The sequence below is a fragment of the Kineococcus sp. NPDC059986 genome, assembly GCF_040702905.1.
Lineage (GTDB): Bacteria > Actinomycetota > Actinomycetes > Actinomycetales > Kineococcaceae > Kineococcus.
Window position 1 is genome coordinate 314,421 of sequence record NZ_JBFBND010000001.1, and the last position, 16,348, is coordinate 330,768.

Consider the following 16,348-nt stretch of genomic DNA (forward strand, 5'->3'; position numbering starts at 1 on the left):
GCGGGGAAGCGGGGTGGGTCAGGTGGCGGCGAGCTGGGCGGCCTCGTCGGCGTCGATGGCCGACTGCACGACGGGGTCGAGCTCACCGTCGAGGACGGCGTCGAGGTTGTACGCCTTGAAACCCGTGCGGTGGTCGGCGATCCGGTTCTCGCCGTAGTTGTACGTCCGGATCCGCTCGGACCGGTCGACCGTGCGCACCTGGGACCGGCGGGCGGCCGAGGCCTCCGCGTCGGCGGCCTCCTGGGCGACGGCGTGCAGCCGCGCCCGCAGGATCCGCAGCGCGGACTCCTTGTTCTGCAGCTGCGACTTCTCGTTCTGGCAGCTGGCGACGATGCCGGTCGGCAGGTGGGTGATGCGCACGGCGGAGTCGGTCGTGTTGACGCTCTGGCCACCGGGGCCGGAGGACCGGAAGACGTCGATCCGCAGGTCGTTGGGGTCGAGGGCGACCTCGACCTCCTCGGCCTCGGGCATCACGAGCACCCCGACCGCGGAGGTGTGCACGCGGCCCTGGGACTCCGTGGCCGGCACGCGCTGGACGCGGTGGACGCCGCCCTCGTACTTCAGGCGGTGCCAGACGCCCTCGGCCGCGGCGCCGCGGCTCTTGACGGCCACCGAGACGTCCTTGTAGCCGCCGAGGTCGCTGGGCGTGGCGTCGAGGACCTCCGTCGTCCAGCCGCGCTGCTCGGCGTACCGCAGGTACATGCGCAGCAGGTCCCGGGCGAACAGGGCGGACTCCTCCCCGCCCTCCCCCGCCTTCACCTCGAGGATCACGTCGCGGGCGTCGTCGGGGTCGCGCGGCAGCAGGACCCGGCGCAGGCGCTCCCCGGCCTCGGTCGCGGCCTGCTCCAGCGCCGGCAGCTCGGCGGCGAACCCGGGGTCCTCGGCGGCCAGCTCGCGGGCGGCCCCGGCGTCGTCGGTCGCCGCCCGCCACGCCGCGTGCGCCTCGACGACCTGCTGCAGCTCGGCGTACCGCCGGCCCAGGCTCCGTGCGAGCCCCGCGTCGGCGTGCACGGCGGGATCACCCAGACGGCGTTCGAGCTCGGCGTGCTCGTCGAGCAGCGGCTGGACGGTCTCGAACACGGGAGCTCCTGGGAGGACGGCGCGGGGCGGGAACGCGACAGCGCCGGCCCCGCCACCCCGAGGGGCGGTGGGACCGGCGCTGTGAGCAGACTACTTGGCGGTCTTCTTGGCGTAGCGCTGCTGGAAGCGGGCCACGCGGCCACCGGTGTCCAGGATCTTCTGCTTGCCGGTGTAGAACGGGTGGCAGGCGCTGCACACGTCGGCGCGCATCTCCCCGCTCTTCTCGGTGCTGCGAGTGGTGAACGTCGCTCCGCAGGTGCAGGTGACCTGGGTCTCGACGTAGTCCGGGTGGATCCCAGCCTTCATGGTTCTCTCCTCAAGGCGCTCAGTCGGTACCGGGTCGCCTGGTCGTCCTGGCGTGAGCCGGTACCTGCGGTGTCGAAGCAGTCTCCCACAGGAAGCCGCCGGTCCTTCACAACCGACGGCTCCCCCGGGAGATTCCCGCCGTCAGTCCTTGTTGACCAACGGGGTGGACGTCTGGACCTGGTGCAGGAACTCGAGGTTGCTGCGGGTCTTCTTGAGGCGGTCGAGCAGCAGTTCGATGGAGGCCTGCGCGTCGAGCGCGGTGACGACGCGACGCAGCTTCCAGACGGTCTGCAGCTCCTCGCGGGACATGAGGATCTCCTCGCGCCGGGTGCCCGAGGCCGGCACGTCGACGGCGGGGAAGATGCGCTTGTCGGCCAGCTGGCGCGACAGGCGGACCTCCATGTTCCCGGTGCCCTTGAACTCCTCGAAGATGACCTCGTCGGCCTTGGAGCCCGTCTCGACCAGGGCCGAGGCCAGGATCGTCAGCGAGCCGCCGTTCTCGACGTTGCGGGCCGCACCGAAGAACCGCTTCGGCGGGTACAGCGCCGAGGCGTCGACACCACCGGACAGGATCCGGCCGCTGGCCGGCGCCGAGATGTTGTAGGCGCGCGACAGGCGGGTCAGGGAGTCGAGCAGCACGACGACGTCGTTGCCGAGCTCCACGAGGCGCTTGGCCCGCTCGATGGCGAGCTCGGCGACGGCCGTGTGGTCCGACGCGGGGCGGTCGAAGGTGGAGGCGATGACCTCCCCCTTGATCGTCCGCTGCATGTCGGTGACCTCTTCGGGCCGCTCGTCCACGAGGACGACCATGAGGTGGCACTCGGGGTTGTTCGTCGTGATCGCGTTGGCGATGGCCTGCATGACCATCGTCTTCCCGGCCTTGGGCGGAGCCACGATGAGACCGCGCTGGCCCTTCCCGAGCGGCGACATCAGGTCGATGATGCGCGTCGTCAGGACGTTGGGCTCGGTCTCCAGACGCAGCCGCTCCTGCGGGTAGAGCGGCGTGAGCTTGGTGAAGTCCGGACGGTTCCGGGCGTTCTCCGGCGGCGCACCGTTGACGGTGTCGACGCGCACCAGCGCGTTGAACTTGGCCCGCGCGCCGGTCTGCTCGCCCTCGCGGGGCTGGCGGACGGCACCGGTGACGGCGTCGCCGGGACGCAGGTTGTTCTTCTTCACCTGGCCGAGGGAGACGTACACGTCGTTCGCGCCGGCGAGGTAGCCGGAGGTGCGGATGAACGCGTAGTTGTCGAGGACGTCGAGGATGCCCGCGACGGGCAGCAGGACGTCGTCCTCGGAGACGTTCTCGTCGACCTCGGGCGCACCGGCGCCACCGTCGCGGCCCCCGCGACGGCCCTTGCGGTCGCGGTAGCGGTTCCGGCGGCCACGACGGCCACCGTCACCGTCGAAGTCGTCCGGGCCGTTCTGCGCGGCCTGGGGACGCTCGACACGCTCGACGCGCTCGCCACGGTCCTCGCGGTCGGCGCGGGCCTCGGGCCGCTCCGTGCGTTCCTGACGCTCCGCACGGTCCGGGCGCTCCTGACGCTCGGCGCGGTCCGGGCGCTCGGCGCGGTCCTGACGGGCGGGGCGCTCGCCCTCGGCGCCCTCGCGACGCGGCATGTTGGGCAGCTCGACCTGCTGGTCGGGTTCACGCACCCGGTCACGGCGAGCGCGCTCACGCCGCGACAGCCGGGGCGTGCCGTCGTCCTGGCGCTCGGAGCGCTCGGCGCGGTCCCCGCGCTCCTGGCGGTCGCCACGACCGCGGGTGAAGTCGTCGAGCGTGGGCTCGGTGCGCGTCGCGGGAGCCGCGTCGGCTTCGGGCGAGGCCTGCTGCGCGGGCACCTGAGCGGCGGGCACCTGGGCGGCGGGCTGCTCGTCGGTCACCGCGGCCGGCGGGGCACCCGCGGGGGCACCGGCACGGCGCGAACGGCTGCGCGAGGTCTGCTGGGGAGCCTGCTGCGGGGCCTGCTCGGTGGAGGGCTCGACGACGACGGGAGCCGCAGCGGGCTGCTCGACGACGGCAGCCGCAGGGGCCGGCTCGGCCACGGGGGCCGCGGCAACCGGCTCGGCCACGGGGGCCGCGGGGGTCTCGGTGCGGGCGCCGCGCTGCGCCGTGCCGGACTGGTGCTCCCGGATGGCGGCGAGCAGGTCCACCTTGCGCATGCGGCCGGTGCCGGTGATGCCCAGCTCGGACGCCAGGGCCTGCAGCTGCGGGAGCCGCAACGCGGACAGGCTGCCCGTGCGGCGCGCAGGCGCCTCGGGCGAGCCGTCGGTGGCGGCGATGTCGGTGGTGTCGGTCACGAAGGTCCTTCCCCCTCGTCGGTGCGACTGACCGGTGGATCCGGCGCTTCGTCGGGTCCGGGGGTGTCGCGGTGACTGCCCGATGGGCAGGATGGGAAATCCACGGCCACGCGCAGAAGCGCGGCGAGAACGTGGAGGCGCACCCGGAGACGGGGAACGGACGCAGCAGGGACGGATCTCGGCTCGAGAGAGCCCCACCGTGAGTGTCCCGCCGTGGGTGCTGCTTCCGATGCTAACACCCGGGCGGACCCGTGCCGTCCCGGTCCCCCGTTCGGCGCACGGCGCGTCGCGTGCAGGACCGGTGGATCAGGACTGCGGGCCGGACCACTCCACGCCCGTGGCGTGCACGGGGCGGGCGTGCACGTCCCAGGCACCGTGCGCCGCCGCGACCGCGCGGACCCGCTCGACGCCGGCGGCGTCGGTGAGCGTCAGGACGCTCGGCCCGGCGCCGGAGACGACCGCCGCGAGACCCTCGGACCGCAACGCCCGCAACAGGTCGGCCGAACGGGGCATGGCCGGCGCGCGCTGGGCCTGGTGCAGGCGCTCCTCGGTGGCGTCGAGCAGCAGCGAGGGGTCTGCCGTGAGCGCGTGCACGAGCAGACCGGCGCGGCCCGCCGTCAGCGCGGCGTCGCCGTGCGGGACCGTGGCCGGCAGCAGGGCCCGGGCCCGCGACGTCGCGAGCTCCTCGGCCGGGACGCAGACGACGGCGCGCACGTCGGGGTGCACCGTCAGCCGCACCGACCGGACGGCGTCCGGGTGCGTCGGGTCGTCCCCGGTCGTCCACGCGATCGTGAACCCGCCGTGCACGGCCGGGGCCGCGTTGTCGGGGTGCCCCTCGCGGCGCGAGGCCTCGAGCAGCACGCGCGCGCGGGACTGCTCGTCCGTCTCGGCCAGGACCCCGGCCGCACGCAGCAGGCCGCGCGCCACCGCCAACCCCGCCACGATCGCCGACGCCGAGGACCCCAACCCGCGACCGTGCGGGATGACGTTGCGGCACAGCACGTCCAGCCCGGGCGCGGCGAAACCCGCGGCGGCGAGCTCCTCGCGCAGCACGCGCACGACGAGGTGGCGCTCGTCGGTCGGGACGACCCCGGCGCCCTGCCCCTCGACGCGCACGAACAGGCCTGCGCCGTCCCGGACCTCGGCCCGGACCTCGTCGCACAGGTCCAGGGCCAGTCCGAAGGCGTCGAATCCCGGTCCGAGGTTCGCGCTCGTCGCCGGCACCCGGACGGTCGCGACCGTGCCGGTGGGCAGGGACGCGAGCGTCCCGGACCGCGCCGGCGGCGTCACGAGTCCGCCGACGGAGCTGGACGCGGAGCCGGACTGGAGGTCCACGCGGGTCAGACGTCCACGCCGATGGCGCGGGCGATGGTCACGGCGTCGGGCTGCACGCGGACCGGCTCGACCGACCCCTCGGCGCCGGCGGCCAGCTGCAGGGCCCACTGCGGGTCCTTGAGGCCGTGGCCGGTGACGGTGATGACGATCGTCTGGCCGGGCTCCACCTCGCCGGCCTCGTGCGCGGCGAGCAGCCCCGCCACCCCGGCGGCGGACGCGGGTTCGACGAAGACGCCCTCGCGCGCCGACAGCCAGCGGTGCGCGGCGAGGATCTGCTCGTCGGTGACGGCGTCGACGCGACCGCCGGAGTCGTCGCGGGCCGTGGTGGCCCCCGTCCACGACGCGGGGTGGCCGATGCGGATGGCCGTCGCGATGGTCTCCGGCTCGTCGACGGGGTGGCCCTTGACGATGGGGGCGGCCCCTGCGGCCTGGAAGCCCCACATCTTCGGCGTGCGGGACGCGACCCCGTCCTTCGCGTACTCGGTGTAGCCCTTCCAGTACGCCGTGATGTTGCCCGCGTTGCCGACGGGCAGCGCGTGGATGTCCGGTGCGTCGCCGAGGACGTCGACGACCTCGAAGGCGCCCGTCTTCTGACCCTCGATGCGGTACGGGTTCACCGAGTTCACGAGCTCGACCGGGTAGGCCTCGGCGAGCTTGCGGGCCTGGTTGAGGCAGTCGTCGAAGTTGCCGTCGACCTGCAGGATCGTCGCGCCGTGCGCGACGGCCTGGGACAGCTTGCCCATGGCGATCTTGCCGTCCGGCACGAGGACCGCGCAGCGGATGCCCGCCGCGGTGGCGTACGCGGCGGCCGACGCCGACGTGTTGCCCGTCGAGGCGCAGATGACGACCTCGGCGCCGTTCTCCTTGGCCTTGCTCATCGCCATCGTCATGCCGCGGTCCTTGAACGACGCGGTGGGGTTGCACCCCTCGACCTTGATGAGGACCCGGCCGCGGACGAGCGCGGACAGGTGCGGGGCCGGGACGAGCGGCGTGCCGCCCTCCCCCAGCGTCACCACGGGGGTGGCCTCGGTCACGGGCAGCCGGTCCCGGTACTCCTCGATGAGACCTCGCCACACGTGCGCCATCAGGCGTCCCCTCCCTCGACCCGCAGCACACCGGCCACGGAGTCCACGATGTCCAGCTGTTCCAGTTCGTCGACCGTGGCCGACAGGGCCGCGTCGGTGGCGCTGTGCGTCACCACGACGAGGACGGCGCGACCGGCGTCGTCGTGGCGCTGCTGCACGGCCTCGATCGAGACGCCGTGCGCGGCGAAGACGCCCGCGACCTGCGCGAGCACCCCGGGCTTGTCCGCGACGTCGAGCCGCACGTGGTAGCGCGTGACGGTGTCGGCCATGGGCTGCACGGGCAGTTCGGCGTACGCCGACTCCCCCGGCCCGCGACCGCCGACGACCTTGTGCCGGGCCACGGCGACGACGTCGCCCATGACGGCGCTGGCGGTGGGCTGACCCCCCGCTCCGGGGCCGTAGAACATCAGCTGGCCGGCCGACTCGGCCTCGACGTAGACGGCGTTGAAGGCGCCGCGCACCCCTGCGAGCTGGTGCCCGCGCGGCAGCATCGCCGGGTGGACGCGCACCGAGACGGCCTCGTTGCCGTCGGCGTCCGTCCCGCGCTCGCAGATGGCCAGCAGCTTCACGACGCAGCCCTGCAGCTGCGCCGCCCGCACGTCGGCGGCGCTGACCTCGGTGATGCCCTCGCGGTGCACGTCGTCGAGGCTCACCCGGGTGTGGAACGCCAGGGAGGCGAGGATCGCGGCCTTCGCGGCCGCGTCGAAGCCCTCGACGTCGGCCGTGGGGTCGGCCTCGGCGTAGCCGAGCGCCTGCGCCTGCTCGACGGCCTCGGAGAAGCCCATCCCCGTGGTGTCCATCTGGTCCAGGACGTAGTTGGTCGTCCCGTTGACGATGCCGAGCACGCGCGTGACGCGGTCGCCGACGAGGGACTCGCGCAGGGGCCGCAGCAGCGGGATCGCCCCGGCGACCGACGCCTCGTAGTACAGGTCGACACCGGCCTTGGCGGCCGCCTCGTACAGCACCGGACCGTCGGCGGCGAGCAGCGCCTTGTTGGCCGTCACCACGGACGCGCCGTGCTCGACCGCGCGCAGGATGAGCGAGCGCGCCGGCTCGATGCCGCCGATGACCTCGACGACGACGTCCGCGCGCGTCACGAGCTCCTCGGCGTCGGTCGTGAACAGCGCGGGGTCGACCCCCAGACCGCGGTCCCGCCCCAGGCGCCGCACGGCGATGCCCACGAGCTCCAGCGGCGCACCCACGCGCGCCGCCAGCTCGTCGGCCTGCGTCGTCAGCAGCCGTGCGACCGCGGTGCCCACGACACCGCACCCGAGCAGCGCGACCTTCACCGGCTCCACCGCGTGTGCTCCCTACTTCCGTCCAGCAACGTCGTCCCGCCGTCCCGTCCCACCGTGCCGTGCACCCGGCCCGTCCGGCGGGAACCGGGCCAACCCTCTCACCCGCGGTGCGGGAGCCCTTCAGCCCGCGTCGAGCGCGAGCAGGTCCTCCGGCGTCTCCCGGCGGACCAGCAGCGACGTGGCCCCGTCCCGCACCGCCACGACCGCCGGCCGCGGCACCTGGTTGTAGTTGCTGGCCATGCTGCGGCAGTAGGCACCCGTGCCGGGCACGGCGAGCAGGTCGCCCGCGCCCACGTCGTCGGGCAGGAACTCGTCGCGCACGACCACGTCCCCGCTCTCGCAGTGCTTGCCGACGACGCGGGAGAGGACCCCGGTCGCCACCGAGGCGCGCGAGGCGATCGTCGCGGAGTAGTCCGCGTCGTAGAGCGCCGTGCGGATGTTGTCGCTCATGCCCCCGTCGACGGAGACGTAGCGCCGGCGCGTGCCGCCGTCGAGCTGGACGTCCTTCGTCGCGCCCACCTCGTAGAGGGTGAACGTGGACGGCGCCGCGATGGCCCGGCCCGGTTCGACCGACACCCGAGGCACCGCGATGCCCTGCACGAGGCACTCGCGCGCCACGATCTCCGCCAGGCGGCCGGCGATCTCCTGGGGCTGCAACGGCTTGTCCTCGGACGTGTAGGCCACGCCGTAGCCGCCGCCGAGGTCGATCTCGGGCAGTTCGACACCGTGCTCGCGCTCGATCCGGCGGTGCAGCTCGAGCAGCCTGCGCGCCGAGACCTCGAACCCGCCGAGGTCGAAGATCTGCGAGCCGATGTGGCTGTGCAGACCGAGCAGCTGCAGCTCGGGGCGGGCCAGGGCGCGGGCGACGCCCTGCTCGGCCTGACCGGAGGCCAGCGACAACCCGAACTTCTGGTCCTCGTGGGCGGTCGCGACGTACTGGTGGGTGTGCGCCTCGACGCCGACGGTGACGCGCAGCATGACGGGCGCCACGACACCGCGCTCGCGGGCGAGGTCGGCGACGAGGTCGATCTCCCCGAGGGAGTCCACGACGATCCGGCCGACCCCGGCCTCGAGCGCCGTCGCGATCTCGCGGCGCGACTTGTTGTTGCCGTGCAGGGCGATCCGGCCCGGCAGCACACCGCCGCGGAGCCCGAGCTCCAACTCACCGCCGGAGGCCGTGTCCAGGTGCAGACCGTCCTGGGCGATCCAGCGCGCCACGCCCGTGGCGAGGAACGCCTTCGAGGCGTAGTACACGTCGGCACCTCCGCACAGGTCGGCGAAGGCGTCGGCGAAGGCGTCGCGGAACGCGACGGCGCGCGAGCGGAAGTCCAGTTCGTCGACGACGAACAGCGGGGTGCCGTGCTCGCGCGCGAGGTCGGCGACGCCGACCCCACCGACGTGCAGGGCCCCGTCCGCGGCGCGGGCGACGGTGCGCGCCCACAACTGCGGGAGGAGTTCGTTGACGTCGGCCGGCGGCGTGAGCCACGCGGGGACGACGGCGATGTCCGCCACGGGTGTCCCTCTCCTCACATGCGTTCCGGCGCCGAGACGCCGAGCAGGGCCAGACCGTTGGCGAGCACCTGGCGGGTGGCGTCGTTGAGCCACAACCGGGTGCGGTGCACGTCGGTCACGTCCTCGCCCGCGCGGGGCGTGACGCGGCAGGCGTCGTAGAACTTGTGGAACCGGCCGGCCAGCTCCTCCAGGTAGCGCGCGATGCGGTGCGGTTCACGCAGCTCCCCGGCGCGGCGCACGACCTCGGGGAACTCCGCGAGGGCGGCGAGCAGCAGCGACTCGGTCTCGTCGGTGAGCAGCGAGGGGTCGAAGGCGTCCTCGCGGCGCACCCCGGCCGTCGTGGCGTTGACACCGACGTTCACCGTCCGCGCGTGGGCGTACTGGACGTAGAACACCGGGTTGTCGTTCGTGCGCCTGGTCAGCAGGTCCAGGTCGATGTCGATGCTGGAGTCCACGCTGGAGCGCACGAGGGAGTAGCGGGCCGCGTCGACGCCGACGGCGCCCACGAGGTCCTCCATCGTCACGACGGTGCCGGCGCGCTTGCTCATCCGCAGGGGCACGCCCTCGCGCACCAGGTTGACCATCTGGCCGATGAGGATCTCGAGGTTCACGCCCGGTTCGTCGCCGAACGCGGCGCACATGGCCATCATCCGGCCGACGTACCCGTGGTGGTCCGCGCCGAGCATGATCACGCACCGGTCGAACCCGCGCTCACGCTTGTCGAGGTAGTACGCGAGGTCACCGGAGATGTAGGCCGGGTTGCCGTCGCTCTTGATGACGACGCGGTCCTTGTCGTCACCGAAGTCGCTGGTGCGCAACCAGGTCGCCCCGTCGGCCTCGTACATCCGGCCGAGGTCGCGCAGCCGCTGGACGGCGCGGTCCACGGCCCCGGTGCCGTGCAGGGAGTCCTCGTGGAAGTACACGTCGAACTCGACGCCGAACTCGGCGAGGGACTGCTTGATCTCGGTGAACATGAGGTCGACGCCCTCGCGGCGGAACGTCTCCTGCTGCTGCTCGCGCGGCAGGTCGAGCAGACCCGGCACGCGGGCCAGCACGGCGTCGGCGATGTCGCCGACGTAGTCGCCCCCGTAGCCGTCCTCGGGGGCCGGCTCTCCGTGGGCCCGCGCCAGCAGCGACCGCGCGAAGCGGTCGATCTGGGCGCCGTGGTCGTTGAAGTAGTACTCGCGCGTCACGTGCGCCCCGCCGGCCTGCAGGACCCGGGCCAGGGAGTCGCCGACGGCGGCCCAACGGGTGCCGCCGAGGTGGATGGGCCCGGTGGGGTTCGCGGAGACGAACTCGAGGTTCACCTTCTCCCCGCTCGGCACCGCGGCGCGGCCGAAGGCGGCACCGGCCTCGACGACGACGCGGGCGAGGTCGCCGGCGGCCGCCGCGTCGAGGGTGATGTTGAGGAACCCGGGGCCGGCGATGTCGACGGCCTCGACGCCCTCGACCTGCAGGAGCCGGCGCTGCACGACGGCCGCGACCTCGCGCGGCGCGGTGCCGGCCTTCTTCGCCAGCTGCAGGGCCACGCTGGTGGCCCAGTCACCGTGCTCGCGGTTCTTCGGGCGCTCCACGCGGACCTCGGCCGGCACGTCGGCGGGGTCGAGGGACAGCTCTCCGGCCGTCACGGCCGTGGTCAGGGCGTCCCTCAGGGCAGCTGAGAGCTCGGCGGGAGTCACGAGTGGCAAGCCTACCGGCGCAGCGCCTCGCCTCCGTCCGCCGCCCACAGGGCCGGACGGGGGCGGGCCTGGTCGGGACGACGGGTCATCGCTGGTAGTGTCTGCGTCGCACCGCAGGGCCCCCGTAGCTCAGCGGATAGAGCATCGGCCTCCGGAGCCGTGTGCGCAGGTTCGAGTCCTGCCGGGGGCACCACCACGAAGGGCGCCGCACACCGTGCGGCGCCCTTCGTCGTCCCCGCCCCCTCCCCACCACCCCTCCGCGCCACCCGCCCCGGCCGGGGGCCCGTGTCGGAGGCCTGTGCTCCGATGCGGCGCGTCGGGGAGGGCCCGGGTGAGGCGAGGGGTGCGGGTGGACGTGCGGGACGCGCTGGTCATGGCGCGGGAGCTGGTGGCCGAGCACGGGCTGGACGGCTGGACGGTGGTGCTGGACCGGGCCAAGACCCGGGCCGGGGTCTGCCGCGCCGACCGCCGCGAGATCGGGCTGAGCGGGCCGCTGACCGCCCTGCACGAGGAGGCGGAGGTGCGCGACACCGTGCTGCACGAGATCGCGCACGCGCTCGTCGGCCCCCGCCACGGGCACGACGCGGTCTGGCGGGCGACGGCCCGGCGCATCGGCTGCTCGGCCGAGCGGACCTCGAGCGCGCCCCGGCCCCCCGGTCCGTGGACCGGGACCTGCCCCGCCGGGCACACCGCGACCCGCCACCGGCGCCCGACCCGGGTGGTCGCGTGCGCCCGCTGCGGCCCCGGCTTCGACCCCGCGAACGTCGTGAGCTGGTCGTTCCAGGGCCGCCCGGTGCCGCCGTCGGCGCTGCCGGCCAGCTACCAGGAGGACTGGGCGCACCTGACCGGGGGGCGCACCGGACCGGTGGTCCGGGACCGCCTCGACGTCGGGACCCGGGTCCGCGTGGGCGGCGGCGGACCGCACGCCGGCGCGACCGGGGAGGTCGTCAAGGTCGGCCGGTCCCGGTACCACGTGCGGGTCCGGCGGGGCGTGCTCACCGTACCGTTCGCCCTCGCCGAACCGTTGCGCCGCAAGTGAGTCCACGAACCCGTCAGGCGGGCAGCTGCTCCTGCACCGCCGCCCGCAGCGCGGGGTCCTCCGGCGTGGTGCGGGGGCGGAACCGCGCGACGACCTCCCCGTCGGGGGCGACGAGGAACTTCTCGAAGTTCCACGCGACGTCGCCGGCCTCGCCGTCGGCGTCCGGCGTCGCGGTGAGCACGTCGTACAGCGGGTGGCGGTCCGGGCCGTTGACGTCGGCCTTCGTCGTCATCGGGAACGTCGTGCCCCAGGTGGCCGAGCAGTACTCGGCGATCTCCTCGTCGCTGCCCGGCTCCTGGCCGTTGAACTGGTTGCAGGGCACGCCGAGGACGGTGAACCCGCGGTCGGAGAACTCCCGGTGCAGGGCCTCCAGCGCCTCGTACTGCGGGGTCAGCCCGCACCGGGAGGCGACGTTGACGACGAGCACGGCGCGACCGTCGAGGGACTGCGTCGGCAGCGGGCCGCCGGTGAGGGCAGTGAGGGGCACGGACCAGGGGGAGCTCATGGGCGCAGAACGTACCCGCGCCGCCTCAGCGTCCCGCGAGCACCTCGTGGACGGCCTCGCGCGCCGCCCGGCTCGCGCCGACGGTGCTGGCCGACGGGCCGTAGCCGACGAGGTGCAGCCGCTGTTCGCGCACGACGCGCGTGCCGTCGACGAGGATGCCGCCGCCCGGTTCGCGCAGGTGCAGTCCCCGCAGGTGGTCCAGCGCGGGCCGGAAGCCGGTGGCCCACAGGATCGCGTCGGCGCCCTGGCGGGACCCGTCGGCCCACTCGACGCCGTCGGGTGTGATGCGCGAGAACGCCGGGTGCCGTTTGAGCACCCCGCGGTCGCGCAGCGCCGCGACCTCGGGGGTGAGCAGCAGACCGGTGGCCGAGACGACGCTGCCGGGCGGCTCCCCCGCCGCCACCCGCTGGGCCACGACCTCGACGGCGGCGCGACGCGCCTCGACGTCGAAGTCCTCGCGGAACACGGGTTCGCGCCGTGTCACCCAGGTCGTCCCGACGCCGTGCGCGGCGAGGTCCTCCAGGTGCTGCACGGCCGAGATGCCGCCACCCACGACGACGACGTGCTGACCCTCGAACTCCTGCGGCCCGGCGTAGTCGGCGGTGTGCAGCTGCCGGCCCCGGAACGTCCCGCGGCCGGGGTAGGACGGCCAGAAGGGCCGGGTCCACGTGCCGGTGGCGTTGAGGACCGCGCGCGCCGCGAAGGTCCCCGCCGTGGAGGAGACGAGCAACCGCGCCCCCGCCGGGCGCACCCCCTCGACGGCCACGGGCCGGCGCACGGGCTGACCGAGGCGCAGCTCGTACTCGGCGAAGTAGGCCGGGACGACCTCGCGCGCGGGGGCCGCGGGATCGACGGGCCCCAGCGGGTAGCCGGGCAGGTCGTGGACGCCGTTGACGCGCGCCATGACGAGCCCGGGCCACCGGTGGCGCCAGGCGCCCCCGGGTTCGTCGTCGGCGTCGAGCACGACGTAGCCGCGCCCGGGGTCGAGACCGGCGCGGTCGAGGAAGAAGGCGGCGGACAGGCCCCCCTGCCCGGCCCCCACGACGACGACGTCGACCGTGGTCAGGGCCGGACTCACGTCCACCCCCACCACGGTCGCCTGCGCACACGTGTCGTCACGAAGAGTGATCGTAATGTCCCGGGGCCCCGCGTGTCGGGGAAAGACCGGCGCCGCCGTCCAGCGTCCCCCACTAGCCTCGCCGCGTGACCGACTCCCCCGCGAACCCCGACACCCGCGACGAGGGACGGGAGGTGCTCACGTGGTCCACGTTCGGTGACGCCGTCCGCGACCTCGCCACGACCATCGCCCGGGACGGGTTCCGCCCGGGCGTCGTCCTCGGCATCGCCCGCGGTGGGCTGCCGCTGGCGGCGGGGCTGGCCTACGCCCTAGACGTCAAGGAGACGGCGACGATCAACGTCGAGTTCTACACGGGGGTCGACTCCCGGCTGCCCGAGCCCGTCGTCCTCGCGCCCTCGGTCGACCTCACCGAACTGGCCGGCCGGGACGTGCTCGTCGTCGACGACGTGGCCGACACCGGGCGGACGCTGGGCGTCGTCGTCGGGCTGTGCGCCGACGCCGGGGTGCGGGCGCGGTCGGTCGTCGTCTACCGCAAACCCACGACGACCCGCGAACCGGACTGGGCCTGGCGCGAGACCGACCGGTGGATCGACTTCCCGTGGTCGGCACAGGGCCCCGTCCCGGAGGTCACCTCAGCCTGAACCGCGGGCCCGGACCGACGTCCTGGCCGTGGGAACGGCCGTCAGCGGGTCCTCCGGCCACGGGTGCTTGACGTAGCGCCCGCGGTTCTCCGCGCGCACGGCCGGGTAAACCGTGCGCCAGAAGGACTCCAGGTCCGCGGTGACCGCCAGCGGCCGTCCCGCCGGGGAGAGCAGGTGCAGGACGACGGGCACCCGCCCGTCGACCAGCCGGGGCGTCGCGGTCCAGCCGAACGCCTCCTGCAGCTTCAGCGCCAGGACGGGGGCGGCCGGCTCGGCGTAGTCGAGGGCCACCCGCCGCCCGGACGGCACGGGCAGGTCGACGGGGGCCAGGTCGTCGAGCCGGCCCGCCTGCGGCCACGGCAGCAGCGCCCGCAGGGCCGCGAGCACGTCGATCCGCGCCAGGTCGCGCCGCGAGCGCACCCCGGCCAGCTGCGGGCCGAGCCACTCCGGCAGGGTCGCGAGCAGGTGCTCGTCCCCCAGGTCCGGCCACGGATCCCCTTGCGCTGCACGGCAGCACGTCACGCGGGCCCGCAGGGACCGGGCGGCCGTCCCGAACGTCAGCAGCTGCAACCCCTCCCGCCGGACGCCCTCGGCGACCGCAGCGGCCACGGCGTCCGCGGGCGGGTGGGCCAGCGGCCGCGCCGAGAGCTCCAGGGCACCGAGCCGTTCGACGCGGCGGGCCCGCACGTCCCCGTCCCAGACGACCTCGTCGACCACCCGCACCCCGACGACCTCGCGGGCGGTGTCCTCGTCCAGGGGCGCCGCGGACCGCACCCGGGCGGCGGCCCGCCCCGGGGCCCGGTCGGCCACCGCCACGGCCAGCCACGGCGCCCCGCGCAGCCCGCTGCCCTCCGCCAGCTCGACCCCGGTCCCGCCCGCGGTCGCGTACGCCGTCCCGTCCGTGCTGCGTCGCCGGGCGACCCGCTCGGGGTGGGCGAGCGCGACGACGAGGCCGGCCGCGAGGTCACGCGGCACCCCCGGTCCGCGACGGGCCCCCGCACGCCCCGCGGGCAGGGCGGCGCGGAGGCGGGCGACCTCGCGCCGCCACTCCGGCCGCGGGTCGCGGTCCGCGGCGCGCCAGCGCGCGACGAGGTCGTCACCGCCACCGGCACCGCCGTCCTCGGACAGCAGGGCCACGACCTCGGTCGCGGTGCCCGCTCCGACCCGTTCGGCTCCCACGAGCAGCGCGCGGGCCAGCCGCGGGTGCAGGCCGACGTCGGCCAGGGCCCGCCCGAGCGGGGTGAGGGTCCCGTCCGACAGGGCGCCGAGCCGGTGCAGGACGTCCCGGGCCGCGGTGAGGGGACCGGCCGGCGGGGCGTCCAGCAGCGGCAGGTCGGCCACCTCGCCCCACCCCGCGCACAGGAGGGCGAACCCCGTGAGGTCGGCCGTGAGGACCTCCGGCACGGTGTGCGGGGTGAGCAGCGCGTGGTCGGCCGCCGACCACGCGCGGTAGACGGTGCCCGCCGCCTCCCGCGCGGCGCGACCGGCGCGCTGGTCCGCGGCCGCGCGCGAGACGCGCACGGTGTCGAGGCCGCCGAACCCGCGGGCGTGGTCGAAGCGCGGGACGCGCGCGAGCCCCGCGTCGACGACGACGCGCACCCCCGGAACCGTCAGGCTCGACTCGGCGACGGCCGTGGACAGGACCACCCGGCGACGCGGTCCGGGACGCAGGGCGGCGTCCTGTTCGGACGCGGACCGCCTGCCGTGCAGGGGAACCAGGTCACATCCCGGGGACCCGCCCGCCTCCAGCCGGCGCTGGACCGCCCCGATCTCCCCGGTCCCCGGCAGGAACACCAGCACGTCGCCGTCGCGTTCGGCGAGCGCGCGACCCACGAGCCCGGCGACGTGGTCGAGCAGCGCGGGGTCGACGCGCAACCCGTCCGGCGGGCGCACGGGACGCGGGGGCGGGCACCACCGCACGTCGAGCGGGTGGACGGGGGCGCTGGCCGTCACGACGGGGGCCGCCGTGAGCTCGGCCAGGCGCGGGACGTCGAGGGTCGCCGAGGCCACGACGAGGCGCAGGTCCTCGCGCAGGATCTCGCGGGTCTGCAGGGCGAAGGCGAGGACCAGGTCGGCGTCGAGCTGCCGTTCGTGCACCTCGTCGAGCAGGAGCGCGTCGACACCGGGCAGGTCGGGGTCGCGCAGCAGCCGCCGCAGGAGCAGACCGGTCGTCACGACCTCGACGCGGGTGCCGGGACCGACGCGCCGCTCCCCGCGCACGGCGTAGCCGACGGTCGCGCCGACGGGTTCGCCCAGGAGCGCGGCCATCCGCGCCGCGGCGGCGCGCGCGGCGACGCGCCGCGGTTCGGCGACGACGACCCGCCCCGTCCCGAGGGCGGCGAGGACCAGCGGGACCAGCGTCGTCTTGCCCGTGCCGGGCGGCGCCTGCAGGACGGCGGCGCCCCGGTCGGCCAGGGCGGCGAGCAGGGCGGGCACGGCGGCGCCGACGGGCAGCTCGGCGCGGCGGGTGGTGAGCAGCGTGTCGACGACGG

General features: G+C 75.1%; 13 protein-coding genes and 1 tRNA gene. 3 read left to right on the forward strand and 11 right to left on the reverse strand.

Features of this window, described 5'->3' with window-relative positions; translation table 11 throughout:
* Positions 1-18: 18 nt before the first annotated feature.
* From prfA to argS, 8 genes are all read right to left on the reverse strand, one after another.
* A complete protein-coding gene (prfA, locus tag AB0637_RS01450; RefSeq protein WP_366169353.1) occupies positions 19-1,080 on the reverse strand; it encodes a peptide chain release factor 1 in 1,062 nt (353 codons plus the stop codon).
* Positions 1,081-1,170: 90 nt separating this feature from the next.
* Positions 1,171-1,386: a 50S ribosomal protein L31 gene (gene rpmE, locus AB0637_RS01455; RefSeq protein WP_366169354.1), complete on the reverse strand. Its 216-nt coding sequence runs from the start codon at positions 1,384-1,386 to the stop codon at positions 1,171-1,173.
* A gap of 141 nt (positions 1,387-1,527) precedes the next feature.
* A complete protein-coding gene (gene rho / locus AB0637_RS01460; protein WP_366169355.1) occupies positions 1,528-3,684 on the reverse strand; it encodes a transcription termination factor Rho in 2,157 nt (718 codons plus the stop codon).
* Between the two features lie 306 nt (positions 3,685-3,990).
* Complete coding sequence (gene thrB / locus AB0637_RS01465; protein WP_366169356.1) at positions 3,991-5,019, reverse strand: homoserine kinase; 1,029 nt, start codon at positions 5,017-5,019, stop codon at positions 3,991-3,993.
* Between the two features lie 5 nt (positions 5,020-5,024).
* Complete coding sequence (gene thrC / locus AB0637_RS01470; protein WP_366169357.1) at positions 5,025-6,104, reverse strand: threonine synthase; 1,080 nt, start codon at positions 6,102-6,104, stop codon at positions 5,025-5,027.
* Positions 6,104-7,402, reverse strand: coding sequence for a homoserine dehydrogenase (locus tag AB0637_RS01475; RefSeq protein ID WP_366169358.1), 1,299 nt, complete (start codon positions 7,400-7,402; stop codon positions 6,104-6,106). The genes thrC and AB0637_RS01475 overlap by 1 nt, the downstream gene beginning before the upstream one ends.
* Before the next feature lie 120 nt (positions 7,403-7,522).
* On the reverse strand, positions 7,523-8,914 hold the full coding sequence (gene lysA, locus AB0637_RS01480; RefSeq protein WP_366169359.1) for a diaminopimelate decarboxylase: 1,392 nt from the start codon (positions 8,912-8,914) through the stop codon (positions 7,523-7,525).
* Between the two features lie 14 nt (positions 8,915-8,928).
* Positions 8,929-10,593 (reverse strand): arginine--tRNA ligase, encoded by a 1,665-nt coding sequence (argS, locus tag AB0637_RS01485; protein WP_366169360.1) that lies wholly within the window; start codon positions 10,591-10,593, stop codon positions 8,929-8,931.
* 118 nt (positions 10,594-10,711) lie between these two features.
* Between argS and AB0637_RS01490 the strand changes: the two genes are divergently transcribed.
* Positions 10,712-10,786: transfer RNA gene (locus AB0637_RS01490), tRNA-Arg, on the forward strand.
* 162 nt (positions 10,787-10,948) lie between these two features.
* Complete coding sequence (locus tag AB0637_RS01495) at positions 10,949-11,632, forward strand: SprT-like domain-containing protein (RefSeq protein WP_366169361.1); 684 nt, start codon at positions 10,949-10,951, stop codon at positions 11,630-11,632.
* A 13-nt stretch (positions 11,633-11,645) separates the two neighbouring features.
* On the opposite strand, the gene AB0637_RS01500 is transcribed toward AB0637_RS01495, so the two are convergent.
* Positions 11,646-12,137 carry a glutathione peroxidase gene (locus AB0637_RS01500; RefSeq protein ID WP_366169362.1) on the reverse strand — a complete coding sequence of 164 codons (492 nt, stop codon included), beginning with the start codon at positions 12,135-12,137 and terminating at the stop codon, positions 11,646-11,648.
* A gap of 25 nt (positions 12,138-12,162) precedes the next feature.
* Positions 12,163-13,221, reverse strand: a complete 1,059-nt coding sequence (locus AB0637_RS01505; protein WP_366169363.1) for an FAD-dependent oxidoreductase — start codon at positions 13,219-13,221, stop codon at positions 12,163-12,165.
* A 119-nt stretch (positions 13,222-13,340) separates the two neighbouring features.
* Here AB0637_RS01505 and AB0637_RS01510 point away from each other — a divergent pair, with 119 nt between their 5' ends.
* Entirely contained in the window at positions 13,341-13,856 is a 516-nt protein-coding gene (locus AB0637_RS01510; RefSeq protein WP_366169364.1) for a phosphoribosyltransferase family protein, read from the forward strand.
* On the opposite strand, the gene hrpB is transcribed toward AB0637_RS01510, so the two are convergent.
* Positions 13,848-16,334: an ATP-dependent helicase HrpB gene (gene hrpB, locus AB0637_RS01515; protein WP_366169481.1), complete on the reverse strand. Its 2,487-nt coding sequence runs from the start codon at positions 16,332-16,334 to the stop codon at positions 13,848-13,850. The two genes, AB0637_RS01510 and hrpB, sit on opposite strands and share 9 nt — an antisense overlap.
* Between the last annotated feature and the right edge of the window lie 14 nt (positions 16,335-16,348).